Genomic DNA, 22,742 nt, shown 5'->3' with positions numbered 1-22,742 from the left:
AGCCGGACTTTGCGGTTGCGGAAGCATATTCGCTCTGGGGCAACCCCGATAACGGGAAGGGCACAGTGGAAAAGCCTCCGTTGTCGAATGTCAAATTGATTCCCAACAACCTCGTAGAGAGCGCTTGCAGATACGAGCTTGTGCGGGTCTCAATGCGGCCACTGAGGGGCGCGGGAAAGCGCGTAGGGTGTTTGACAGCCGTGAGACGTCACCCCTAGACTTGCCCCAGGAAGAAATCCTTGAGCAACGCAAGAGCAGAACGTCTTCTCCGCAAGGCGGGCATTCCTTTCGAGCCTGAGCCCAGGTGGATCAAGGAAGGGCAGAAGCCTGACTTTTACTGCAGCGGCAAAAAGCCTTTCTGGTGTGAAGTAAAAACACTGGAGCGGCCTGAAGACACCGACAAATTTGACGAGGCGTTTCACGACCTAGTGGGCCGAACCAATAATCTCGATGGCAAGGGGCAAGGCATTGCCTACATCCATGATGATTATTCGGACCGCGACGCCAAGAAAGTCGTTCACCTCCTGAAGCGCGGGCTGAAGCGGTTCGAGAACGGCGACGCGCCCGACACGCGCGCTCGTCACGTTAAGTCCGGACCGGAAGGAGTTTGTCCGCTTCTCCGTTGCGACCAGAACCCACGGCCCGGCTGAATTCACAGCTGCGTGTCGCGGACTGGAATCTACGGCAGTCCGGACGGCATTTATGCCGATCCGTTCGACCAGCAGGTGACGCAGCATTTCTCCGATGGCAACGAGCGAACGCGGCTTGGCGGCACGTTCGTGCAACCCAACCAAATTTTCCTTGTCGCTATCATCGTTCGGAAAAACACCGAAAATTCTCGCTGCTGACGGCGGCGGCTGCCGCTCGGGCCAAGCGATTGAAAAATCCGGAGCGCATTCGTGAGGTTCTGAGTGATGCCAACGATCCGTTCAAGAATGGCAATAGGTACAAGTCCGCGCCAAGCCTGCTGGCGATATTCCATGAGGGTCTCGACGTTCCAGATGAGACAATCATCGCGAGCGCGTTGTACGGAAACCTCAAGTTCAGCTATCCGGAAGGACAGCCCGAAAAGGGCGAGTACATCGTTGACAAGGACGGCGGCTGGACGCCTGAGAAAAACACGACAACCAGCGCCGTACATTACGCCCGCAACAACGGCGAGCCGCTCCTTGTTCACAATTACTGGGCGCAACGGCCGTTTCCGGAGGACGTTTTCTCCTGCAAGGAGATTTCCCTGTCGCCGAACGGCTTGTTTGAAGAGACCGATTTCGCCAACATCACCACTCCACGCCCCGTCCTGTCGCGGATCGTGGATATTCCCGGCAGGCTGCTGTGTTTTCTCCGCCGCATATTCCGTCGCTAATCGCTGCGCGCTCCGACGCCGTGGCAGCTCGGGGTACTAGCCTAGAACCCGGTGAGGGTTGCGAATCCGCCTACGAGTCCGGACGACGGCTCTTATTGCGTCCCGGTAACACTGGCGGCTTTTTAGGCCGCACGCATCGGGATTCGACGTCAATCAGCGGAGCCAGAAAGCGGTCGATATCTTCGGGTACATCCCGGCTGCGTGGCCAACCGAGTAAGTCCCATGCGTCGGAAGCTTGCTGCATCCCTTCGTTGAGCGCTGATCGAATTTCGACATCGGACAGGTCAAACGCGGGCAAATTGATATGCACGCCCACGCGAAGGTACAGGGCCCGATGCGACGCTGGAGGATGTGAGTAGTCCCCAGAAAAACGTTCGAAGACCAACGATACAATTCCGGTTGCGATGCCGAACAGTGTCAGATGCTCGATGGCTGCTTCCTTCTTCCGCTTGATTGAGGGGTTTGCCCACAGACCCCGCAGAATGTGAAGCGCCGCCAAGTAGAGCCCACGCTGATCCGCCAACAATTCAAGTGGCCGCAATTCCTTGCCCAGGAACTCTTCATGTTCCTGACGTCGCATACGCGCCGCCTTAAGCTTGGTCTCTCGGCAAAATTCGATGTGGCCCTCAATAACGTGCGCGATTTCGTGCAAGAAAAGATACGTGAGCGCATGCGAATGTAACAGCCGGAGATGGCCCATGAGCTTCGAATCTTCGGCTAAAGCGGGAGCCTCAATGTTCTCATTACCAATCCAGCGAAGCTCTGGTCCGCCTCCTTTCGGCAAGAGCGGAAGTCCGATCGGCCGCTTTAACTTAGGCTGGCGAACCGATTTAAGCGAAGTGAAGCTTGATGGCTCGGCCATCAACCGGAAGAGTGCAAACAGGATTTGAAGTGAGGAAGAGGCTTCCACCGCGACCGCATAGCCGGTGCGGTCGGTGAGATAGCCCGCGCTTCCGCCGAACCAGCCATAATTCGTCAGCCCCGGAGATACGTACTTGCAAATGGGAAATACCTTCTCATCACGCTTCAGCAAGGTTTTCATGATCGGTGCGACATCCCCGAGGAGCTTGGACGCTGCGGCCAAGCCCTCGGGCATTTCGGGAAGTCTTGAGTATTGCGTCGGATCAATCCAGGACCATGGCCAGCCCCGCGGAGGACCGCAGGCCATCCCAGAAAACTCAGCCGCCCGCTCTCCCGGCATCAGTTTCAACCCTTTGTCGGGTTACTTGCGTTTCCTGACTGACTTCTTGCCTTTCGACGCTTTGGCGGTTCGCGTCGTTTTCGCGGGCTTAATATCGCCGCACCAGGCGTCAAGAGCGTCTTTGCCCAGATTATTGATCGTCGAACCAAACTGCTTCTTGATGAGAATGACCGTGGCGTATGTCGCAATCGCGCCCCCGAAAGCATGCGCAAGAACACCGAAGATGGCTTGAACGACTCTGAGTGGTCCCTCCTTACGAATTGTCTCGCTCAGACACACGAACTCCTTCACGTCGTTCTTATGCCGATCCCACCGGTTGCGTCCTCCCTCGGCCTTCGCCTCGTCTGACTCTCCAACCGTGCCGAGATCGGCCCTCTCAGGATCGACTTCGCCTAATCGTTGGAATGCGTAGGCCAGGCTGTCCCGCTCGAGAAGTGCCTGCAAGTCTTCAAAAGGCTCCGCTTCCATCCTGCCCTCCAGGCCAAGTTAATCGGGGACCATACGAGTTCAACCATAGGTCGGCTATACCGTGGTCAGGACGGATCGCACAAACATCTTGATGCTCGCCGTGAGGCATTTGACTTTTCCGGTCGATAAATTCGGTACAGAATTTGGGAGCCATCTACGCGTGTGTACACCTCGCTCTCAAACCAAAGCGTCTTGCGCAGGCATGACAGCAGCAGTCAGCTTCTGCACAGCCAAATTCATATCTCCCTGGCAGGTGAGACTGTACTCAGCACTTCTCTGGCTTTAGCTGCACGAGGTCCACACCGGCTGAAAGTCCCTGCATTTGCATCCACGCTTTTCCCGCCAGATCTGAGCTCGCGAATTTGGCGCATATCCTCGTTTCGCCCTCGAGCCCGATTCTCGTGTCCGAAACCTCGACAACTTGACCTTGCGTCTTCATGTTACGCAAAAGCTGACGAAAGTCTTCTAGCGCCCTCCGACCATCCTCGGACAGGCCCTTGCCCCGAGATAGCGCGTATAACGCAAAGCTCTGAAGCTCGAGAACGGTGTCAGGCGGTCCGGTGTCACGACCCGAGTCAGCGGATCCAGCCGCGCGCATAATCCATCCACCGTCGATAACCGCAAAGTTCGCGGCGCGATTGGTTGCCTGATCCTGAGGTCCAGTCAAATCCAGCGTCTTGCGTAGCAGTGCAGTCTCAGCCGTCTGGCAAGCGTAGCCGAGTTGCCAGGGGAACGATAAACTAAGAAGTCCCGAGAGCAGCAAAGGCGCCATATTCATGGTGATACTCTGGGATTGCTATGCCGTTAGCGGCCCTAACGTTGGAAGGCCGCCAACATTTTCATTGGCAGGTTCGTTTGACCGCTACTTCGGTTTGCAGATATTTGGGTCAATCGTGAATCCCGGGGCCGCCTTGTACAGGCATGCAACTCCATTCTTGTCCTGAAGGGTCAATGTCAGCGACCAATCGCCCTTTCCGTTACACTGGGGATAGTGCATCACCGACAGGGCATCATAGTCGGTTACGCCTCTCCAATCCTTGTCCTCAAAACACGTCCCCGACTGGGGCCGAGTATGCTCGTGCCGCGCGCCTATCGTGTGTCCGAGCTCATGTCGAAGAATGCCGGTCAGCGAGAGCTTTCCCCCGGCCGGAAGCTCGAACGCCGAGTTGTCAATGAGGACGTTGCGCGCGGTGCGATCTTCATCCGGGAAAAACGCTCGCGCCAAATACGCGTTGAGATTAACCGGCCTAACATCGAATTTGACGTTTTCGTTCGTCGGCGCGCAGTTCGAGTCCTCCGCAGTCACGTGAATATACTTGATGTCGGCGACTGCTTCCCATGCTTTCGTCGCATCGGCCATGGCGCTCACAACCGTGTTGTAGCGGTTTCCGAACCCACCCGCATCCGCCGAAGCGTTGCTCACGCAGTATGAGAGATTTTTCTTATCGCCATCTTTCCAGATGATGTCGATGCCCAGCTTGTTCATGACGGTAAACTCAGCGAAGACAAGCCCGGGGTTCTCCACGTTCTGCTTGTAGAACTCCTCAAGCTCCTTGTCGGTAGAAATGGGTGTGTCCCCATTCACAATGTATTTCCCGTATTGGAACGGCTCTTTGGTAACCGATTTCTTGAACTCCTCAAACGTTTTGCTGTTCTGTTTCTGCATTTCTCTGGCCTTCTCGGCGGCATTGTTCAGGAAAAGCCTGGCCTGGTCGGGAGTAAAGGGAGCTTTATCCTGCGCCAGAACACCGGAGCCGGGAATCATCGAAACGGCCGCGGCCAAGATCATGCCGGCTATCGGGTGGTGCACACGTTGCTGCAATGCCGTCGAAAACCCAAATCCAAAACTCATGTTCAACTCCCTTGAGCGTGAAATAAATAGAGGTAGTAGGTTCAATCTAAAGCAACTCCAACGATCCTAACACTGAATTGACGTTTTGCCAGCGCGCTCTCGTCGCAGGTTGCGCCCTCCACCTGCAACTCTCAGCTCTCCTCGGCGAGGCCGCTGCCGTCGCTACAAGTTCGGATGTGCCTGGGCCGCACTCAAAGGCCCAGCTTCGTGCGAATTAGCTCCATTCGCACAGCGCGATTCTGGTCACGCCAATCCGGATCGGCGAGGTCGATGCCAAAGTGATGCAAGCCGATGACCTCAAGGCTCCTTCGGCTGAGGACCGGCGAGCCCGAGCTTCCTCCCATCGTGTCGCACAGGTGGCTAAAGTCAGTGTCTTTGGCGCGCCCGTCGACAGGGAGCTTGACGACGAAGCAATCTTCCCGCGTCACATACTTCGGGTCTCCATTCGGATGGTGGATCACGATCGATAGTTCGTCGGGCGTTGCGGCAGCAAGCTTCAGTCGTCCCCATCGCTTGCCCGGACTGTTGGCCAACCGAACCATCGCCACGTCGAGCTTCTCGTCCATGCTCTGGAATTCCAAACAGGCGGACGACTGGTCACGCACCATTTCGCTCGTCATACTCGCGTTCGAATCATATCCGAATAATGCGACTGCGCTTTCGCACACTGCCTGGCTGTTGATGCAATGCTCATTCGTCAGCATTCGATCGTCGTCGATCATGAAGCCGGTGCACGCCAGCGACTTACCGTCACGCACGAACATCAGCTTGGCTACCGCGAGCCCGGCCTTGAAGATCTCGGGCTTTTCCAGGCGGAAGGCCTCCATGGGTTCCAAGTCGAAAGTTTCGCCTAACACCGAGAGCATTGGATCGCCTGGCGTGCGTTGCGCGATGATACCGGTCACTGCGATTGCAATGCCGACCGTATCCGCCGCCGCCGTCTCGACCTCGACCTCGACCTCGACCGAAGCGCCCGGAACAGGCGGGCTCCAGACCTCTTGCTTGACGCGAAGCTCGGCAGCCGGGTATCGCGCCACTAGCCCGCCGTTTCGATCCCTGACGGCAACGATGTAATCCGTGCGTGGCGTTGCATTTTTGGCAAGGTTGATCCTGATGCGAATGCTTTTCGCCCCCGCGCTGTCGACGGACATCTTCGCGGATTGCGGCTGTCCGCTTTGCGGCTGGAGCATCATGCTGACTTCCTGCACGATTCCGTCGCTCACCGGCCGTACGTTTCCGTTCTCCATGCGTTGCGCTGCGACCGGTGGGCCCGATGCTAACAGAACCCCCACGACGACGAAGGCTTTTCTCAGCACGAGCGACCTCCAGGGTAAGCACGATCACGGCTTGCGCAGCGGCACCACGAAACGCGCGACATTACTAAGCGAGTAGCTCATCAGTTTTGGCGGCTTGCCGGGAAGTTGCACCCTCAAATTCAGCTTCTGATCCAAGTCGCCTGGCAGCTCCACACGTTCCTCGCGCAACAACTCGGCATCGCGTTCGTCTCCCGGCCGGCGATGGAATACGGTGAATGTACTATCATCCGGGTTGAAACGTATTCCTCGGATCGCTCTCGGGTTCAGAGCAATCTTTGAATCACGGCCGGCAGGCGCAAACGACAGGTCAGTTGCAGTGTTGCTCACTTCCGTAACGGGAATCATGACCCCCGGTGTATCCTTCAGTTCGAGCCACCCGTTTTTCTGCAACGTGCAGCTTGCATCTATGTGTCCACCAAAAACCACCGTACTGGTCTCCAGATCACCTTCAGTGCTGACGGGAACACTTGTTGAGCAGATGATCAGTCGCTCCTTCACCTCACTCGGAGTGAGATGTTTGTTGCCCGCCCTGAGCAACGAGGCGACCGCGGCCACTTGAGGGGTGGCCTGCGATGTGCCGCTCATCACACCGAAGTAGTTACCGGATATGGCACTCAGGATGTCCCGGCCCGGCGCTGCAACATGAACCCGTCGGCCAAAATTGCTGCCTTTCGCTTGGGGTAGCGACAATAAGATCGCATCCTTGCTGCTGCTGTCCAGCGCGCCGACCGAAATCACATTGGGCAGGTCGAAGCAGGAGGGGCGCGAATCGCAAATCGCCGAAAACTCCTCCTCATCATTGCCGGCAGCAACCACGAACAACGTATTGGCGCCGAATGTCCTGATCGTGCGCAAAACCGGGTCGCCAATCACGCGCTGTCCGCCGGACTCCGAGTTCGGCAACGGTTGTCGTCGATAGTAAAAGCTGAAATTCACGACATCGATCCTGACGCCGGCGTTGCCCGCCTCCGTCAGCATTCGCTTCAGCAGTGTATTCAGCTCTTCGAGCTTCACTTCCTCGGAGTCGCTGGTGCCGGTAAGAGGGATGTGACCCGTATAGAGCGTCGCATAGGGGTTCAGGCCCGACATGAGGCCCTTGAAATCGCCCGCGATGATGCCTGCGACATGGGTGCCGTGGCTTGCTGCGACGTCCAGCTTGCCCTTCGGCATCATCCATTCGCATGGCGCGATCGGCGCAGGATAGTTGGCAAGCCGCCCCATGTCTCCGATGTGGCGGATCTTGTTCTTGTCCCGGAGTGCCTGGAAAGCACAATGTTGCAAATCGGCCTGGGTGTCGATGATTGCAACCGCTGACGTGCCAGTCTTGATCTCGTCAGGGTAGGCGTCGATTTTTTCGAACGGGAAGGAGAGGCCTTTCAGGAGGCGTGACCGATAAATCTCAAAATCCTCATTTTTAAGTTCGCACTCCCGTTGCTCGTCGCCTCCGCAGCGCGGCGTTTCAGGCACGGCGAAGGGCTTGATGCTGATCTTGCCGGCCGCGGTCGATCCAAGCGTGCGCACAACGGTATCAAGGTCCATCTTGACCGACCCCAACGCCGCCCCCGCCGCCTTCGCCGGGTCGGATGGAAGCTTTACGGCACGCAACGAGTCGTCCACACTGACGGCCGATTTGTTACTGAGACGCGAATCCAGAGCTTCCTTCCGCTCCAGGATCGTGGACCGATCGTCATGGGGGGAGCTGACCGTAATTTTTTCCGACCGTGAGCTTGACCGCTCCGGACCAGACGAGATGTCGACGTTCATGGCAGTGATGGACGCCACCGGCAGGATCAGCAACCCGGCATAATCGTCCCGGAATTTTCGGTCGTCGTCCATCCGGTTGATCGTTGCGATCAGCTTCTTGCATTGCTCATCGAATTTGACACAGCCGCCAAGATCCTTTTCCACGATCTTGGCCAACGACGTGTTTTTCGTCTTTTTGTAGTTGATCCAATCCTGGCCGCGTTCGAACGGGATGTCCGGCAAGAAGAGAGAGGTGCCCGGTGGGACTGTCCAGGTGCCGACCGAGCTCTTGAAACGGGAGACGTGCCCGGTAAGGCTCGCGAGTTCCGTCTCAGACGCGGGAATCAGTTGCCGAGAGCAGACGTTTGGATTGAGATCGCAAGCCAGGCTATCAAGTTGTTCCGGAAAGGGCTCCCCATAAAACAGGCCGAACTGTCGATAGACATCCTCGATGTTCTTGAAGTCGTCGACCTGCCGTGGCCGGAGGGGCAGGCGAAGTGAATTGTGCAGCGTGAGATACAGCTTGAGAATGTCAACTCCAACGCTGGAAAAGTCGCGATTGCGGGTTCGGAAATCGATGGTTGTCGGACGCACTGCGGCGATCGAACGCACGACGGGATCGGAAAGAGCGATCGAATACATTGGCACCGCACGCGCGAGGCGGATCTGGTTTCCGACGGGATTCCTAAGCATGTGTATGCCGAGCACAGCATTATCGGTTTCCGAGAAAAGAAACGCGCCACCGGAGCCGGCCTGGGTTTCGCAATCATGCACGACGGTTGCTCCCGGGATGGGGCCAGTATCGAGCGGCGTATCATTCGCCGAAACTACCCTGCAGTCTGCCGCAAAAAGCTGGACCGCTGCCTGCCCATGAAAGATGATGAAGACCTTTTCGCCCTCGATTGGAATGCGAACGAGGAGGTTTGCGACGCCGAATTCCTTGTCGGGTTCGCCGCCGACTTCCAACACGGCATAACCGAGTTTGGCATCGCTGCTCACAGGTGGAAGCGTGACCTCGAACTTCTTGCCGGTCGGCGGCTCTGTCGTCACGAGACCGAGAGTCAGTTCCGCCGAGACGGCGTCGTTGATGCAATACAATGGCGTGATGATATGGACTTTCGAGATCAACGCCGCCGTGCACTTGAATATCGAGCCGCTGCTCGATATCACGCTTAAACTACCGATTGGCCGGCCGGCCATACGCACCTTGTCCGAGAAAGGCAACGATGAGACCGGGCTGGACTCGTCGGCAGCGGCGACCTCTGACCACGCGAACATCGATGCGCCCAGGATAAAGCTGGCCAGCGCGGCTAAGAGCCAATATTGCATTGGACAGAGATGCCGCCGCTTGCGCTTGCCGGAGTGGCGTTTGCCCGCAGCACTAATCGCTGATTGAACGAATCGCGGCACCTCGACCTCCTCATGCTTCAACCCCGATGCCACCGCCCTTGAGTGGGATGCGAAGCAACAGCCTCGCGGTGCCGAATGTTTGTGACGGAGTCCCTTCCACGCCGACGACGGCATAACCCCGCTCCTTGTCGATTTCTGACGGAGAGCTCTGCACGCGGAACGACTTCCGCTCCTGTTCTGTCAGGCCGAAAACAACAGTCAGACTTTCGGCACCGAAGGCGCAATGCGCCGCAGTCAGGATGTGGCGATCGGAAATGATGATGGCCGTGCAGATCTGCGCGGTTCCGTCCGGCAACACGGAACGCAAGAGTCCGACCGGTCGCGCGGCTTGCCGAATTGGATCGTTCAGCGGCAGAGAATCGACGGGCACGGAGTTTATCGGCGCCGATTGTTGCGGCACGCGCCGTGCTTGCAGCGAGCACAACAAGTCCCGGAAAGGCAATTCTAGCAATGAATTCCAGAACGACACGTCTCATATGATGCCCCGTGCACTTGCAATATTTTTCGATATTCGCTCCGCGAACAGCAATGGCAGCGCCGGCTTGGGGTAATCGGCTCATAATAGGGAATCTTCGAAAATTATACAACCATAAAGTGCCTTTGGCCGTCGCATGTCTCGCGACGCCGAGCCGGCGATCCCAATCGGAGGCTGATGGATAGGAAACGGGATGTGTTCTGTCGCGCGCGATGGGATCGACATCGAGATATTCGGCCGTGTCGAAACGCTCGATCACGAACGGTTGCATCGAGCGCGCCGGACTTGTGCCTGTCCGCGGGGTCTAGAAATCAGCACCACTCACCCAATGGATGTGCGATTGCAATCTTACAGGCAATGAGTAGTCTCAATCAGAGAGCGAATAAAGCTAATTGCGTTTGTTGCCTTACAAGACGCATTGCGGCGTCGGACAAGTAATGGCATGTGAACATGGTCGGGATACAAATATTCTGCCGTAACCGGAGATCTGAGAGTTAATCACGTCACCGGCCGACTAGATTGAAAATCTGGCCACAAACAGAGCCGAGGTTGCAACGGCCTGATGGCGAGTTCACCAGTGAATTGACGGAGGCGAACGATGCTTCGTACTCACTTTTTGATCGGCTTGACCCTCCTCACCGCGATGATGTCGAGCGCCCGGGGTGCCGGGACCGACGAAATCTATGTTGACCAGGGGACGGATTGGACAACAACGGCGAGAGCCGATTTCTACGTGCGAGATCAGGGTTCGCGCTTGATCACGTTATCTTGGATGCTGGCTCTGAAGCAGAGAAACGGACACCCGTTCCTGGCTGATGGTCTGTCGCGATACGGCTATCTGCCGAACCCCGGAAACAAAGCCGGTCTGCCCGTCGGCTTTCACGCCTCCGGACCGGAAGGTCTCCAGATCGTCGGAATGACCTGTTCCGCATGCCACACTCGCCAGATCGAAGTCGCCGGTTTGTCATATCGCGTCGATGGTGGTCCGGCGCTCGCGGACTTCTACGCGTTCCTTGGCGATTTGGACAAGGCCATCGGCGACGTGACGGCCAGTGACGCAACGTTTGCTCCATTTGCGGCGGCTGTTCTGCAGACCGCGACACCGGCCGCGGCCGACGTCGCGGACCTGCGGCGACAGGTCGACGCGTGGTATGTACGGTTTCACACGATCATGTCTCGCGCACTGCCCAGCAATGGTTGGGGGCTTGGGCGTCTGGATGCTGTTGGAATGATTTTCAACCGCGTATCCGGTCTCGATATAGGCCCGCCCCCTGACTTCATGATCCCCGAGAACATTAGGCCAGCCGATGCGCCGGTAAGGTATCCGTTCCTATGGAACGCGCCGAAGCAGGACAAGACGCAATGGCCGGGATTTGCCAACAACGGAAGCGACGTTCTGGGATTGGGCCGAAATGTCGGCGAGGTTCTGGGGGTATTCGCGACGTTCGAACCGAAACGTCAAGGCCCGATCATCAACTTCCTGAGCAATAATTCCGCGAACTTCGATGGCTTGAGCAAGCTGGAAGATTTGGTGAAAACGATTGGGGCACCCAAATGGCCCTGGACGATTGACGCAACGCTGGCAGCCCGAGGCAAGGTGATCTTTGAACAAGCCGCGCCCCAAGGCGGTGGTTGCAACGGATGTCACGGAATAGCAGACGGCGATGAACGCTTTCCATTTATCAAGACCTGGAAGACTCCAATACAAAACGTCGGGACTGATACACGGCAATACGATGTTCTTGCTTGGACGGCGAATACCGGTGTGCTGCAGGGTGCGTACATTCCGCTGGCAACAGTGCCGCTCAAGGACAACGACCTTGTCATCAACATTCTTGCGACGTCGGTCATCGGTTCGATCGCAGAGAACGTTTTGACTGGTGGTGTTACGTCAAGCAACGCGCGGATCGCGGCAGCGCCGCTCCCGGGGGCGCTCGAAACGCCGCAGTCTCTGCAACTGACTCGACTGCCGCCAGCTTTGCAGGACTTGCCTACGGCCTTCAATACGACCAACACCATGGAAGCGGCAAGGCAGGCCAAGGAACTGGGCTTGCCACGAGCGGCCGTGGTCGAGGCGCCGCCAAAAAACGCCTACGAAGCGCGAGTTCTGCAGGGTATTTGGGCTGCTGCGCCCTATCTCCACAACGGTTCGGTGCCAACCTTGGCGGAATTGCTTAAACCGTCAGCTCAACGCAAGTCGCAGTTCAGCGTCGGACGAAAATACGACATCGAGGACGTTGGCCTTGCTGCCGTCCAGGGGCAGTCGAGTGAAACACGATCCGTTACGGATTGTAGTGATATCCATTCGGGAAACAGCCGATGCGGTCACGAGTACGGGACGAGCCTGAGCGACGAGGACAAAAAGGCGTTGCTCGAATACCTGAAGACATTGTGACCTGCGGGCGGCCGCTGCGACGAGGCACAGCGGCTCCAAAAAACCCTTCAGGTCGGCGACTTGGAAGGATCATTTGGTCGCAGGGGCTGGATTTGAACCAGCGACCTGAAGGTTAATGACCCTAAAGAGCAGGCGCACACGCGGACAAAGGGCTGATCGGCCTTGGGTTCATCGCTATGCTGTGAGCTCATAATGCGGACTCACCGGGAATTGACGAGAATAGCTCCCGATCTAGCAAGCTAATACCGAGGCGGATTCGAACCGAAATTGTGAAACGCTGGCTTGGTATACCTGATGGTATTCGCGTTTTTTTGCTAACCAGAAACTTGTCATCCGCTTAGTGATCTCCTTGGATGCCGGCCAAGAACTCGATCAAGGATGCAAACTCGGACAAACCGGCCGAGCGCGCCAAGGCAGCCGGCCAGAAGGAGACCCACCTCCTCCAAACCCTGAAGGAAGAAATCCGGCGTCCGGATTCAAAGATCCGGGAATTCCTGATGGGAGATGTCTATAAGTTTGTGACCGAACTGGTCGACCGCGCCAAGAAGGAAGGCGGCCAAGTCTATCTGGCGCTGTACGAGCTGCACGACAATCAACTGATCAAGCTCCTGGTCGACGCCATGAAATCCAAGCTCATTCACGTCATCCTGACGACGGCGGGCAACCTCAATCCCAACTGTGCCGCTCCCTACTCTTGCCTCTCACGCCCCACAACTGGCTCCAAAAAAGACATTGGAATGGACGTAATCGATGACGGCAAGCACAGCACAAACCGCACTATTGAAGGCGCGATACTTTCTTTCCCAAGCACAGAAGGCGGAGAGCGACGTTAACGCGCTGAGCGACCGGCTCCCATTTGCAGCGAATCTCGAAGCTGCCATTGTCTATGCGAGAACCTCAATCGAACATCTCAAAGCGGACTATTCTTCAAGGTTCAATGGACAAGGATACAGGCGATGGCACGATCAAAAGTGGAAAAAATCCGATCAGCTCTTTCACTACTTTTATGAGCGCCGAAACTATATCCTGCACCAGCACCCGGAGCTAACCCACGCGCAGGTGAACGTGGAAGTAAGCGAGCAAATCACAATGACCATGTCCGTCTCGGTGACAGTTATCCGCGCGGATGGATCGATCGAAAAGGATGAAGGCGCCGCCGCCGAATCCAAACCCGAGAAGCTACCGGCATCCGGATCAAGTATGGTCTCTCACCAATTCTTCTTCGCAGAAGTTGGTTGGGGCGAGAAACCTGCGCTCTTGTATGTCGAAGAGTTCATCGAACACTGCAAACAGTTTATTTCGGCTGCCGAATCCCACTTCGGCTAGGGGTATCTCGGGCGTAGCCACGGCATTGATAGCGATCATACCGCAGTGATTGATTCGACTGCATTCGACTTGTCGCTAGAAGCTCCACTCGGCGGGGTAGCCGAGGCTGCATTTGCGCAGGAAGCGGCGAAGGCCTGTAGCGTGACAATCCACAGTAAGAGGCAAGCCCCCTTAGCCCCCAGTACTCTGCCTTTCACGACTGGGTTCAATAGCGTGTACTGGAGACCATTACTCTCATATTCGTTGATTTTTACGAACGCCACCGCCCGTGGGTAGAGGCCAAATACAAATCGATGGGACGACAAAAGGCTTGGCCGCGAGCACCATCTCGTTCAGAAGGGAGAGGTCCAAGGTTCGATCCTTTGTGCGCCAACCATTTTCACACTAACTACAAACACTTAGCGCTTTCATTCTCTTCAGGTGTGCCCCGAATAGGTTGGGGCACAGCCCGGGCACGCGCTAATACCAGTTAACAACCCAAAATTCGTGATCGACGCCCATAGCCATGAGTTGCCGCCGCGTAAGCTCGGCAATGGCGAGCTCGAAATGGTCCTCGAGACCAAGTCGCCAGAGCAGATAGTGCTGGTTTCCAGTGACGACCTGCCGTCCGGTGAGGGACAACCCCATAGGGCCGCCTTCAATCATCAGGTTGCCAGCTCGTGCACTACTTCTCCGCCAGCTGTTGCCGTTGAGCCTCGCGCCTACCTCGCTGGCGGCGATGGTGTCGACTACGACGAGACCCCTGTGGCAACATTGTAAAGCGGTAAGGACTAATGGAGCCGGGGAGTTCGCTTTCGGCATCCCCCTACCTCGGGCTCGGCTTATGGTCGTCGCCCTTCCAGATCGTGATGCTACCCGGGCGTATTGACCGGTTGCGGTGCCCTAGCGCTCGCATCGCTCGCAAAAGGACCCAGCTAGCACCCTCCTGGATCACGACCGAGTACCAAACCTGCATCGAGCATTGGCGGATCGGCTCTCACCAGCTTCGTGGTGCTCACGCCCGCATTCGGATCAACTGCCATTTCGTAGTCTCGTTCAAGCAGCTCTCGCAGGCGCTCCATGCGAGCGAACCGGAATGGATGGACCAGTTTGATCATTGGGCTAGGCCCTCCGCTCGAATGCGAACAATCGGATGATGAAAACGACGAGCGTGCGACGGGTGAGGCTCATGAGTCGAGCTGTCGGTTCTCCGCCGAATGCCAGTCCGCGCCGTGGAGGCGGATCATCTCCCGACGAGACCGCTCGATGAAGACGCGCTCAACGCAAAAGCCGGCTGCAACTGAAGCCGCCAGCGCAAGACCGCAGGCTATATAGGCATTCATGAAATTCCAAAACATGTTGCAGCCGGCAACTCCTACAAAAGTAAGTGCCATGATCACATTGCGAAATGCCTTAACCATGCTGCCCCCAGTCAGTCGGCGAGGACCTTTTAGCATTGCAACCACGGCGATTGGCAGCGTTTGACCCTTGTGATGCGCCGTCTTTCTGCTCGATCGGCTTGGGTCCGGCCGCGCTTGCCGACCGCCGTGGGGCTCGCTCTTCCAACTTAAGAGGGCACCCGGGAACGGGGCAGTGATAGAAACGCCGGCATACTTCATCACGGCGGGCTCCTTTGCCGTTCTCTTCCGCGTCAACAACGCCACGCCAGCAAGCGGATGCCCGGCCTGTTTTAGCACTATCCGGCGCGCGTGGTCCGAAACGCTGGCTGGTTCAACGCGGGCCGCAGCACAGGCTCGCCGCGTTGTTGCCCGCGAAATATCCAGAGCCCGCCCGAATTGGTTAGTGGGTTGTTAGTCGGCGTTCGGCAGCCTCGCGGTCAGCGCTGCCGATCACCGCTAGCCCAAGGTAGCGCAAGCGATGGCCGGCGGCAGTGATGCCCGCCGGCCATTTCATTCTGTCTGCGTCGTCTAGGCTTAGTGGGAGCCCGCAGTCATTCCACTAATCGTTTCGTCAGACCTTTTGGTTAGCAATCTGCCGCCGATGCGCGAGGATTGCCGCACCCAGTCATGCAATCCAGACGTTCCGCCTGTTTCACGTCCGGGTGGTCCTTTACTTTGTTCGGCGTGTTTTTGGGGAACACGCATATGCCGCAGGGGTTTGTCTACATTCTCGTTTCGCCGAACAGCGACTACATAAAGATCGGCCGCACCGAGCGGCCCATTAGCGAACGGCTTCGCGGAATAAATGGGGGCGAGGCATATGCTCCTCACGGTCCATGGGAATTGTCCGATTTTGTCCACGTGACGGACTGCGTCGCAATAGAGAACGCTCTCCATCGTCACTTTCGCAACCGAAACGTAGAGATCGACGGAACGCGGGAGCTATTCAGCGTGGCTCCGCACGAGGCTAGAGAACAATTGCGTTCGATTAGCGAGCCACTTCGCGTCGATCCCGAAAGGACGGATCGGCTCTTCCACAATCCCGATGTCAGCCTGTTTCTCTTTCGCTTGTTCCAGCTTTCGGGATTGTACGGCAACCTCGACATTCAAGGCGCGTGGACCTTAAGCGTTCTCCCGCAGACCAACGGAGGGCGTTGGTTCACATTAAACATCGGGTCTCACGAAGTCGCTTTCAGCACTCGAACGCCTGTGGACGGAAAGTTTTCGCACTACCTTGTGCTCGACCGTCTGATTTTGGAGTATCCCAAAACGATTATGTGGCTTGGCCAACGCGCTGGGGATGTTCAACCGGCCGACTACAAAGCTGCTGAACGTGCAGTAAGTGTGAGTTTCGACGAGGATTTTGCAAAGGCCGAACGCATCTTCGCCCTCGACGGAGTTCGGCGCGCCATGGTCGCTTATTGGGCTGATGCTCTGGCCGATCTTCGCGAGAGGAATGCAAAGAGCGTGTACGCGAGGTATCATTCCTACGATGCGGTGTCGCAGTTGCTCGAATATAAAAGAGCAAGAGACAAGGTGGTGGTAGGCGAGCGATGAAGCGATCCTCCAAGGACGCGAGCGCCTTTGGTCGAGCGGGCCCGCCAGCAGCCAGCCCGGCGGCGCCCTCGCTCAGCCCGATCGGCGCCCTCTCGGCGGACCGCGGTCGATTGTTGAGATGGACCAAAGCGCGTCGGGCGACTGCCGTGATGTCTGTTGAGGTCCCTTGCCCTGCCTCAGCCGCTTGGATCGATTGCTCCGCGATGTACTTCCGGCTCTTGTGATCGCCACCGTGCGCAAGCTCGGCACACACTTGCACTAGGACAACGTCCATGTTTGCCTTGCCTGCGGTGAGACCATGAGCTTCCGAAACTCGATCTACGAACCATTGCATCAACGGTTGTTGAGCGAGCGTGGACAAATCGTTCGGCTAACCTTCTCCGAGATGGAAGAGATACTTAGGAGAGAGCTTCCGGCATCGGCTCACAAATTCACGGCGTGGTGGAGCAACGAAAGCTCCATGAAGGTTGGCATACCCAAGCAAGGGCTTGGATGAACGCGGGCTTTCGGGCGCATGCTTCGATTAAAGATCGCGTCTTGGAATTCCGCCGGGTTTGATCAAGCTGTCCGGTTTAGCGCTTGTCGAAGGCCTTCGCACGCTGGAACAGCACGGTTTGAAGTCCAGTGATGATCAACTTGTTCAGCGTCTCACAATCGTACGGCGACAGATGGGGAAGCTGGCGCGAAGTCTTCCACTGCTCAATGGCGGCGGTGACAGCGGCGCGCAATTCGTCATCAGTCGGGCTGGTCATCGGTCGACCTCAATGCTATCACTCACAGCTTGGTGCCTTTTGAAGCGGATGCAATTGAACCTTCGATGTATCGGTTGAGGGTTACTTCGGCCGGGCGACCGGCCGATGCGATCGGATTGCTACCTTGATTCCGCTGCGGATGTGATCTTGCGACTCTAGAGATCGATCGCCGTCGCTCGATCACTCTAGTAACTGAGCAAAGAGTTTCCCACTCGTCCTACTCGCTCGCCCCCGCTGTTTTTGAAAGCGCTGCAAGCGAGCGTAGACCGCTTGGCGGGTGCGGCCTAACCGTTCGCCGACCTCCTCAGCCGTGGCACCTGCGCCAAAGAGCGAGAGCAATTCCGCCTCTTCGTCCGGCAACCACGGACGCGTCGATGTGCGCTCGTTCGTCATTCGCGATGCCTGCAATGCCTAAATGCGCGGCGGCACTGGCCGCCGCGGGGGGGGGGGGCGGGAAAGCGAGCTGGCCGCTCTGAGCGCGGCTGCGCCGGCAAGCGGCTCGGCTCAGGCGCGCGATTACCGCGCGTCATCCACGCTGCTAGACGAGCGTAGCTTCGCCTGAGAGCCGGAACGAACCAAGCAGATGCGTCCTCGTGATCCATGCCGCAGAAAAATATCCATGAACCATTTAGAAAAGATTGCCCGGCTGTTCCCGATCCGTAATTGATCGTAAACAATGCGATGGCAACAAACGGCCATGGAAACCGAACGCCCGCGCAGGCCGCTTTTTAATCAGTATCACCGGCAAATGCTCGACCCTCTTCGTGACCGCGATTGGGCGTCTTCTTCGAAGCTTCCCGATCACCCCGGAACAACGCTCGCTCTCTTACGAAACGGATGGATGGAGCGACGCTCAACCGGCGAAAGTGTCGAATATCGTATGACCGCAGCCGGTCTGACAGAAGTTAGCCGCCCCCGATAACCCGCAAACCGGTGGGAAACGACGAACGTGTCAAAGGCCATGGAATTGATCGTCGCTGGCTACGTGAAGGTGCGGGACCGACGCGCTCTAGTCGACTTGCTGGCGCATCGGCGCAAGGTGCTCGCCCAGCTGGAAGCCGTGTCGGGCATCAACCCCGAAAACGCAGTAACAGCGATCCAAGATGAACTGGCGCTGATCGAAGCCGGCCTCGAAGAACTTAAAGCTCCGCCCGGTTCGCTGCCTGAGAACGAGTGGAGCTAGCGATGCGCGTCAACAAGATCAATTGGGACAAAATCGGCCGGGTAACGGAGCCGGGTCGATACAAGTGCTTCTTCGGATATCTGACCGTCACTTCAGAGGACATCGAAGTGTGGACGCGTTACCCCGACGCCACTTTCACCTTGATCACACGGCCGACGACTGAGCAATCGGTAGGCGAAGATTACCGTCTAGGCGCGTTCGACATCGGCGATCCTGAACAGTAGGACGGTCCGCCGTCGTCGCCTGCGGCGCAGCCTCGACGGGCGTTATCTCCAAGAGGATCGCGATCGGCGCTATCTCGCGGGGTCGTGAACGGAACCGGTAGCGGTCAAGAACCCGAAGCATTTGGCGAGGCTCGCGCAGTCACAGCTCACGATGCATCTCGAAGTTTCGCAGCTGTTGCTCAGTCAGGAATTCCGACGCAGGCCCTGACGTTCCTTCTTGGGCATTCACCTGCAAGTACATTCCGGTGGGGCTTCTCGGTTCCCGAATTAACTTCCCTGCGAGGAGATCAAGCTTAACTTGAAGAATTGATTGCAGCGGCGCATCGGAGGGTTAGCTTTGTGCACCGGACATTGCCCCCGTCCGGGTCCGCCCAGGCGAAGCCGTCGCGCCATCTTATTCGGCGTGGCGGCTTCGTTTGCCCGGCCACGCGCGCGAGTGTGATTTTGAAGAGGCCGTCAAAACATAAAACGCTCGACCTCGTCGAGATGCGTCGACAGATTATCGCTCTGCGAACCCGGCACTCTGACAACTCCCGCGTCACGTATCTGTTGAACCGGTTGCTGATCAAGACTGCATATCTCACCGAAGCAGAGAGCGCCGCTCAGGCGATGCGGCTATGGGACGCATTCACTGAAACGATGGCAGATGTCGAGAAGATCATCACCAAATGCGACCAGGCGCCATCGAGTAAGGCTAACAAGTAGATCCGGTTGCGTAAGGCGAGCACTGCGTTGATGCTACCTATCGTCGCGGAGGTGGCTATGTCTCGCGTAACCGCCTCCTTCGCGGCAAGGGGCCGCCGCCGTCACAAGCGGCGGCCCCGCCCGTGAGCGGCCTAGTAAGCACGCCGCACTACTCGGCGCAGGGAGGGCAGCCTCGGAGAAAACCGGTGGGCAAGCGCGAGCACTGCGGCTTCGTCGGTTTCGAGCGCGATCTTCTGGGCGAGCATCACGTCGCCAGCTGCCAGAGCCCGTTCGGGAACGAAACACCACCCGATCTTAGGCTGCATTGTTTCATCAAACTCCAAAACATTGCTCATGGTGCCCTGATGAATTCGATATCGCGGGCCGGTGTGAGAGCCCGTGACTTCGAAATAACCTCGGCATCAAACTGCGCACGCTGATCCGGAGATAGCCAATCGCGCAAAAGACGCCGCGCACGCGCTTCCGGCCCATTTTGCTCGATGAAGCTCCAATACAGCGAACGCAGGGCGCGCAAACGCGCACTACTGCCGACGCCGTTGCGTCTGAACAAAAACCTTTGCTGTGCCGTACGGCCTTGAGATCGCCGGCCGGCGTCCGAGTAGCAGCGGTAAATCCACGACCCCGAGGGGCTGGCCAAGGCTGAGCGGTGTCGAGCGGCTCGCATCGGCGCGTTTGATTGCACAGCTCTGAATTCCCGGGCAAATGCTCTGGTCTACTCAGCGTCAGAAGGGGCGCGATCTGCTTGCAGGCGCCATAGCACTAAACGAGGATGCCCGCCGGAACGCGGCGAACTGTCCATTGATCTTGCTGTAAAAGTGCGCCCCATCGCGGGTCCAGCAGGAATTGTGCGCGTCATTTAATAATAATCTTGAGATTGGCTGGAAAGGGAACGAAGCGGCGACTGCCGATCTCTTTTCCTCGCCGCAGAGGTCGTTCATGGGCAGTCATGATCTTGTCTCCAGCAGTTTCCTAGGGCTCACCGCATTAGGAGTTGCGCTACTCTGCTCGAGCCTGCTTGTCTTCGTCTTCACATGAGATGAGCCGTCGCTCGCGTGGCCCCCGTCTGCTCATCCAGTTCATCGGCTGGATGGAAAGCCCGGAGCCGCCTAAGCGCTCGCCGCCAGAATAATCCAATGAGCCCGCGGCCTACGCTGGGATGCGTACGCCCCAGTCTCCCCCGAAGACGTGCTCTCCGACGCCGGCCGTTCCTCAACGCACATTGCCCCCAAAACGCGCACAATTGCGCAGGTTTAGGCTGGGATGTGTCATGAATGCTGCGATCGCAGGCTTGGAGCCGGGCCCGTCGTGCGGCTTTTGAAAAAAGTATATCCGCTTTGCGCGCGGGGTCGACGACCTGACAGTAGCCGAGAAAGTCTATGCGATCGCCGGGTTTTTGGGAATTGTTACGGCCTTTCTTCTGGTCATGCCTGTCCAGACGGTGCGACTGCAGAGTTCCTATCGTAATACGCAAGCCTCCTCCGCTGCAGCGGCGATCAATTCCGGACTGGTCAACGCATCCATCTATGCGATCGTGATGGACTCGCGCGGCATCTACATGTCCACCGAACGAGCCAAGGTGAAAGAGTTCGCGGACGGAATCCTCAAGCGCAACCACGAGCTTGCGGAGGTGATGAACGGCTGGGAGCCTACGGTCCGTTCGGAAGACTTCGAACAGTTCGCATCCCTCAAACGGCGGATTGCCCAATTCATCGATTTCCGCCAGGAGTTGGTGCGCCGGGCGGTGGAGATTAGCCCCGCAGCTGCCCGCGAGTTTGGGGACACCGAAGCCAGCAGCACGGTTCGCAGCAGGTTGAATGCGGATCTGGAAGCGTTGCAGCGCGGCTACAACGAACGCACTCGCGAAGCAGATGGGCTCGCCGAACAGAATCGCTGTGCGGCAGGGTACCTGTTCATGCTGGGTTTGGCGGCGCTGGTGCTTGCCGCGCTCAATGTTCTCGTGATCCGGGATTCAGTGCTGGCGCGGCTCTCAGACATTTCCCAGGCGACCGATCGTATCAGAACCGGGGACATCGGAAGCGAGGTGCCACATCTGCGAGGGCACGACGAAATCGGCCACCTGGCGCGCGGCGTGCAGAACTTCCGCGCTGCTGTCGCTCAAGTTTTTGAACTCGAACAGCTTGAATTGGACCTCAGCAAGCAGCGCGACGCCGCGATGGCCGAGCGCGACGCGTTCAACAAGAAGTACCAGGCCAAAAAGTGGCAGCTCTCCGCCGCTATCAACAGCATGCCGCAAGGCCTCATCATGCTCGACGGCAAGGCACGTGTGATTGCAATGAACAGCAACTACCGCCGGATGTGTAATCTGCCCGAGACCATCGAGTCAGGGTCCTCGCTCGAGGAGATCCTGGAGCACGGGCTGTTCAGCGGCGACATCAAAAAGTACGTTTCGGCCATTCTCGTTCGCATCGGAAAGAAGGAGCCGGCAACTTACGAGGTAAGGCTCAACGACGGCCGGATCGTCAAGATTTATGAACGGCCTATGGATGGGGGCGGCTGGGTCTCCGTCCAGGAGGACGTCACGGAACAGCGGCAGAAAGAGCGAATTCTCGAGCGTACCGAACGGCTGCTCGCCACGGTCGTCGAGAACGTGCGCGAAGGTATCATCGCCAAGGACGCGCGCAGTCTGCGCTATCTGTTCATCAACAAAGCGGCCGAACAGCAGATCGGCATGTCGCGCAGCGACCTCGTCGGCAAGACCGCGCGTGAATTGTTTTCACCGGAAACGGCCGAACTGATCGAAAAGCGCGATCAGCAGCTACTTGCGCAAAGCCGGCAGCTCGAGCCTATCGTCGATACGATCTACAATCCAGTTCGTGGCCGCCGGGTGATCTCGTGGAGGCGTTTGCAGATTGGCGCCCTCGGGGAGGAATCGCACATGTTCGTGAGTATAGTCGAAGACCTCTCCGATCAGGTTGGGACCGCCGACTAGCAGCCGGCCTTACGTCACCCTCCGCGCTGGCGAATGCGGGCACTGTCGATCATTTCTGTGCCAAATGGTTGGCTTCCGCCCGAGGAAGAGCGCTCCACCAGTGCTGGCCTAGCTTGTCAGGTGTGTCGCTCTCGCAACGTCACAATTGTTCCATTGGCCTTCGAATCGTTTTTGACTTCACAGGGTGGCGAGTGCGGCGTTTGATTATGGCGGACCCCGGGGTAAGAGCTTTTATCTCGAAGAGGCTTTGAGGCGGGTTCAAGAGGCCGCTGTCCAGCGCCAGCGGTCTCTTCGTTAGCTTCATCGGGAGAGTTCGTCCGATGCCGACCCAAATATGGGCTCTCGCCACGTCAGTCGGCTGGACAGTCGCCGTCGCCGTGATCCTGCTCTATTTGATCTTCGCCCCCGGCTAATCCGGCGCTTATCTGCCGGAGCCTTGAAGG

General features: G+C 57.6%; 22 protein-coding genes and 1 pseudogene. 11 read left to right on the top strand and 12 right to left on the bottom strand.

Going from position 1 to position 22,742, the window contains the following annotated elements:
• Nucleotides 1–239 precede the first annotated feature (239 nt).
• The gene (locus tag ABIC03_RS26780; RefSeq protein WP_354062418.1) at nucleotides 240–650 is read left to right on the top strand and encodes a hypothetical protein; all 411 of its coding nucleotides are present in this window, start codon (nucleotides 240–242) and stop codon (nucleotides 648–650) included.
• Between the two features lie 227 nt (nucleotides 651–877).
• The gene (locus tag ABIC03_RS26775) at nucleotides 878–1,363 is read left to right on the top strand and encodes a hypothetical protein (protein ID WP_354062416.1); all 486 of its coding nucleotides are present in this window, start codon (nucleotides 878–880) and stop codon (nucleotides 1,361–1,363) included.
• Between the two features lie 70 nt (nucleotides 1,364–1,433).
• Here ABIC03_RS26775 and ABIC03_RS26770 read toward each other — a convergent pair whose 3' ends face one another.
• The 7 genes from ABIC03_RS26770 to ABIC03_RS26740 form a co-directional block, all read right to left on the bottom strand.
• Nucleotides 1,434–2,405: a M48 family metalloprotease gene (locus ABIC03_RS26770; protein WP_354062414.1), complete on the bottom strand. Its 972-nt coding sequence runs from the start codon at nucleotides 2,403–2,405 to the stop codon at nucleotides 1,434–1,436.
• Between the two features lie 180 nt (nucleotides 2,406–2,585).
• Nucleotides 2,586–3,032, bottom strand: a complete 447-nt coding sequence (locus tag ABIC03_RS26765) for a hypothetical protein (protein ID WP_354062412.1) — start codon at nucleotides 3,030–3,032, stop codon at nucleotides 2,586–2,588.
• A gap of 265 nt (nucleotides 3,033–3,297) precedes the next feature.
• Complete coding sequence (locus ABIC03_RS26760; RefSeq protein ID WP_354062410.1) at nucleotides 3,298–3,810, bottom strand: hypothetical protein; 513 nt, start codon at nucleotides 3,808–3,810, stop codon at nucleotides 3,298–3,300.
• A gap of 84 nt (nucleotides 3,811–3,894) precedes the next feature.
• Nucleotides 3,895–4,884, bottom strand: coding sequence for a matrixin family metalloprotease (locus ABIC03_RS26755; RefSeq protein ID WP_354062408.1), 990 nt, complete (start codon nucleotides 4,882–4,884; stop codon nucleotides 3,895–3,897).
• A 191-nt stretch (nucleotides 4,885–5,075) separates the two neighbouring features.
• Nucleotides 5,076–6,200, bottom strand: coding sequence for a trypsin-like serine peptidase (locus ABIC03_RS26750; protein ID WP_354062406.1), 1,125 nt, complete (start codon nucleotides 6,198–6,200; stop codon nucleotides 5,076–5,078).
• A 24-nt stretch (nucleotides 6,201–6,224) separates the two neighbouring features.
• Nucleotides 6,225–9,353: a S8 family peptidase gene (locus ABIC03_RS26745; RefSeq protein WP_354062404.1), complete on the bottom strand. Its 3,129-nt coding sequence runs from the start codon at nucleotides 9,351–9,353 to the stop codon at nucleotides 6,225–6,227.
• A gap of 10 nt (nucleotides 9,354–9,363) precedes the next feature.
• The gene (locus ABIC03_RS26740; RefSeq protein ID WP_354062402.1) at nucleotides 9,364–9,822 is read right to left on the bottom strand and encodes a trypsin-like serine protease; all 459 of its coding nucleotides are present in this window, start codon (nucleotides 9,820–9,822) and stop codon (nucleotides 9,364–9,366) included.
• A 604-nt stretch (nucleotides 9,823–10,426) separates the two neighbouring features.
• On the opposite strand from ABIC03_RS26740, the gene ABIC03_RS26735 reads away from it, so the two are divergent.
• The 3 genes from ABIC03_RS26735 to ABIC03_RS26725 all read left to right on the top strand — a co-directional run bounded on the left by ABIC03_RS26735 (nucleotide 10,427) and on the right by ABIC03_RS26725 (nucleotide 13,549).
• Nucleotides 10,427–12,223 (top strand): di-heme-cytochrome C peroxidase, encoded by a 1,797-nt coding sequence (locus ABIC03_RS26735; RefSeq protein ID WP_354062400.1) that lies wholly within the window; start codon nucleotides 10,427–10,429, stop codon nucleotides 12,221–12,223.
• 353 nt (nucleotides 12,224–12,576) lie between these two features.
• Nucleotides 12,577–13,056: a hypothetical protein gene (locus ABIC03_RS26730; RefSeq protein WP_354062398.1), complete on the top strand. Its 480-nt coding sequence runs from the start codon at nucleotides 12,577–12,579 to the stop codon at nucleotides 13,054–13,056.
• Nucleotides 12,974–13,549 (top strand): hypothetical protein, encoded by a 576-nt coding sequence (locus ABIC03_RS26725; RefSeq protein ID WP_354062396.1) that lies wholly within the window; start codon nucleotides 12,974–12,976, stop codon nucleotides 13,547–13,549. Before ABIC03_RS26730 ends, ABIC03_RS26725 begins: the two co-directional genes overlap by 83 nt.
• A 459-nt stretch (nucleotides 13,550–14,008) precedes the next feature.
• Here ABIC03_RS26725 and ABIC03_RS26720 read toward each other — a convergent pair whose 3' ends face one another.
• The 3 genes from ABIC03_RS26720 to ABIC03_RS26710 all read right to left on the bottom strand — a co-directional run bounded on the left by ABIC03_RS26720 (nucleotide 14,009) and on the right by ABIC03_RS26710 (nucleotide 14,949).
• Nucleotides 14,009–14,194, bottom strand: a complete 186-nt coding sequence (locus tag ABIC03_RS26720) for a hypothetical protein (protein ID WP_354062394.1) — start codon at nucleotides 14,192–14,194, stop codon at nucleotides 14,009–14,011.
• A 269-nt stretch (nucleotides 14,195–14,463) separates the two neighbouring features.
• Nucleotides 14,464–14,646: a hypothetical protein gene (locus ABIC03_RS26715; protein ID WP_354062392.1), complete on the bottom strand. Its 183-nt coding sequence runs from the start codon at nucleotides 14,644–14,646 to the stop codon at nucleotides 14,464–14,466.
• A 69-nt stretch (nucleotides 14,647–14,715) separates the two neighbouring features.
• Complete coding sequence (locus tag ABIC03_RS26710) at nucleotides 14,716–14,949, bottom strand: hypothetical protein (protein WP_354062390.1); 234 nt, start codon at nucleotides 14,947–14,949, stop codon at nucleotides 14,716–14,718.
• Between the two features lie 684 nt (nucleotides 14,950–15,633).
• Between ABIC03_RS26710 and ABIC03_RS26705 the strand changes: the two genes are divergently transcribed.
• Together ABIC03_RS26705 and ABIC03_RS39305 are read left to right on the top strand one after the other, a co-directional pair.
• Complete coding sequence (locus ABIC03_RS26705; RefSeq protein WP_354062388.1) at nucleotides 15,634–16,485, top strand: GIY-YIG nuclease family protein; 852 nt, start codon at nucleotides 15,634–15,636, stop codon at nucleotides 16,483–16,485.
• 298 nt (nucleotides 16,486–16,783) lie between these two features.
• Nucleotides 16,784–16,981, top strand: a complete 198-nt coding sequence (locus ABIC03_RS39305; RefSeq protein ID WP_474424277.1) for a DUF7662 domain-containing protein — start codon at nucleotides 16,784–16,786, stop codon at nucleotides 16,979–16,981.
• Nucleotides 16,982–17,057: 76 nt separating this feature from the next.
• On the opposite strand, the gene ABIC03_RS26700 is transcribed toward ABIC03_RS39305, so the two are convergent.
• On the bottom strand, nucleotides 17,058–17,237 hold the full coding sequence (locus ABIC03_RS26700; protein ID WP_354062386.1) for a hypothetical protein: 180 nt from the start codon (nucleotides 17,235–17,237) through the stop codon (nucleotides 17,058–17,060).
• A gap of 949 nt (nucleotides 17,238–18,186) precedes the next feature.
• Between ABIC03_RS26700 and ABIC03_RS26695 the strand changes: the two genes are divergently transcribed.
• From ABIC03_RS26695 to ABIC03_RS26685, 3 genes are all read left to right on the top strand, one after another.
• Entirely contained in the window at nucleotides 18,187–18,420 is a 234-nt protein-coding gene (locus ABIC03_RS26695; RefSeq protein WP_354062384.1) for a hypothetical protein, read from the top strand.
• 2 nt (nucleotides 18,421–18,422) lie between these two features.
• On the top strand, nucleotides 18,423–18,644 hold the full coding sequence (locus tag ABIC03_RS26690) for a hypothetical protein (RefSeq protein WP_354062382.1): 222 nt from the start codon (nucleotides 18,423–18,425) through the stop codon (nucleotides 18,642–18,644).
• Between the two features lie 339 nt (nucleotides 18,645–18,983).
• Nucleotides 18,984–19,349, top strand: coding sequence for a hypothetical protein (locus ABIC03_RS26685; RefSeq protein WP_354062381.1), 366 nt, complete (start codon nucleotides 18,984–18,986; stop codon nucleotides 19,347–19,349).
• 131 nt (nucleotides 19,350–19,480) lie between these two features.
• On the opposite strand, the pseudogene ABIC03_RS26680 reads toward ABIC03_RS26685, so the two are convergent.
• A pseudogene (locus ABIC03_RS26680) lies at nucleotides 19,481–19,899 on the bottom strand (hypothetical protein).
• A gap of 873 nt (nucleotides 19,900–20,772) precedes the next feature.
• On the opposite strand from ABIC03_RS26680, the gene ABIC03_RS26675 reads away from it, so the two are divergent.
• Complete coding sequence (locus ABIC03_RS26675; protein WP_354062380.1) at nucleotides 20,773–22,299, top strand: PAS-domain containing protein; 1,527 nt, start codon at nucleotides 20,773–20,775, stop codon at nucleotides 22,297–22,299.
• Nucleotides 22,300–22,742: the final 443 nt, after the last annotated feature.

It is taken from the genome of Bradyrhizobium sp. RT6a, from assembly GCF_040547675.1.
Classification (GTDB): Bacteria; Pseudomonadota; Alphaproteobacteria; order Rhizobiales; family Xanthobacteraceae; genus Bradyrhizobium.
Note: the sequence above shows the minus strand (reverse complement) of the source record. Positions and strands in the feature narration are given on the sequence as shown.

What these genes read in the sequence shown, in the direction of transcription:
- ABIC03_RS26770 (WP_354062414.1), bottom strand. Translation starts at nt 2,405, where the DNA reads ATGAAAACCTTGCTGAAGCGTGATGAGAAGGTATTTCCCATTTGCAAG.
- ABIC03_RS26765 (WP_354062412.1), bottom strand. Translation starts at nt 3,032, where the DNA reads ATGGAAGCGGAGCCTTTTGAAGACTTGCAGGCACTTCTCGAGCGGGAC.
- ABIC03_RS26760 (WP_354062410.1), bottom strand. Translation starts at nt 3,810, where the DNA reads ATGAATATGGCGCCTTTGCTGCTCTCGGGACTTCTTAGTTTATCGTTC.
- ABIC03_RS26755 (WP_354062408.1), bottom strand. Translation starts at nt 4,884, where the DNA reads ATGAGTTTTGGATTTGGGTTTTCGACGGCATTGCAGCAACGTGTGCAC.
- ABIC03_RS26735 (WP_354062400.1), top strand. Translation starts at nt 10,427, where the DNA reads ATGCTTCGTACTCACTTTTTGATCGGCTTGACCCTCCTCACCGCGATG.
- ABIC03_RS26730 (WP_354062398.1), top strand. Translation starts at nt 12,577, where the DNA reads ATGCCGGCCAAGAACTCGATCAAGGATGCAAACTCGGACAAACCGGCC.
- ABIC03_RS26725 (WP_354062396.1), top strand. Translation starts at nt 12,974, where the DNA reads ATGACGGCAAGCACAGCACAAACCGCACTATTGAAGGCGCGATACTTT.
- ABIC03_RS26720 (WP_354062394.1), bottom strand. Translation starts at nt 14,194, where the DNA reads ATGATTGAAGGCGGCCCTATGGGGTTGTCCCTCACCGGACGGCAGGTC.
- ABIC03_RS26715 (WP_354062392.1), bottom strand. Translation starts at nt 14,646, where the DNA reads ATGATCAAACTGGTCCATCCATTCCGGTTCGCTCGCATGGAGCGCCTG.
- ABIC03_RS26710 (WP_354062390.1), bottom strand. Translation starts at nt 14,949, where the DNA reads ATGGTTAAGGCATTTCGCAATGTGATCATGGCACTTACTTTTGTAGGA.
- ABIC03_RS26705 (WP_354062388.1), top strand. Translation starts at nt 15,634, where the DNA reads ATGCCGCAGGGGTTTGTCTACATTCTCGTTTCGCCGAACAGCGACTAC.
- ABIC03_RS39305 (WP_474424277.1), top strand. Translation starts at nt 16,784, where the DNA reads ATGAGCTTCCGAAACTCGATCTACGAACCATTGCATCAACGGTTGTTG.
- ABIC03_RS26700 (WP_354062386.1), bottom strand. Translation starts at nt 17,237, where the DNA reads ATGACCAGCCCGACTGATGACGAATTGCGCGCCGCTGTCACCGCCGCC.
- ABIC03_RS26690 (WP_354062382.1), top strand. Translation starts at nt 18,423, where the DNA reads ATGCGCGTCAACAAGATCAATTGGGACAAAATCGGCCGGGTAACGGAG.
- ABIC03_RS26675 (WP_354062380.1), top strand. Translation starts at nt 20,773, where the DNA reads ATGCCTGTCCAGACGGTGCGACTGCAGAGTTCCTATCGTAATACGCAA.